Origin of the sequence: Mesorhizobium sp. (assembly GCF_004962925.1) — a bacterium.
In the GTDB taxonomy this organism is placed as follows: Bacteria; Pseudomonadota; Alphaproteobacteria; order Rhizobiales; family Rhizobiaceae; genus Mesorhizobium.
Map to the genome: position 1 here is coordinate 1 of NZ_SUEO01000485.1, position 265 is coordinate 265.

Here is a 265-nt window from a genome sequence, read left to right on the forward strand (position 1 = left end):
CTTTCAGAGAACTTCGCCAAGGCCGTAGGCGCCTTTCAGGCGGCGAACGGACTCCATTCCGACGGCAAGCTCACTCGGGAGACCTGGAGCAAGCTCATAACAACCTCCGCCAACCCGGTGCTGGTCACCTATGAGGTGACCCGCAAGGATGTGCGCGGACCCTTCACCAAGCGTATTCCGGCTCGCATGGAGCGGATGGCCCGTCTGCGCCGGCTCGGCTATCGTAACGCGGTGGAGAAGCTGGCGGAGCGCTTCCATGTCAGCG

1 protein-coding gene is annotated in these 265 nt (G+C 63.0%); it reads left to right on the top strand.

Translation table 11 applies throughout. From position 1 onward, the window contains the following. Window positions 1–265 (top strand): peptidoglycan-binding domain-containing protein (locus E5W87_RS35815; RefSeq protein WP_292408787.1); only part of this gene is annotated, 265 nt, incomplete at both ends.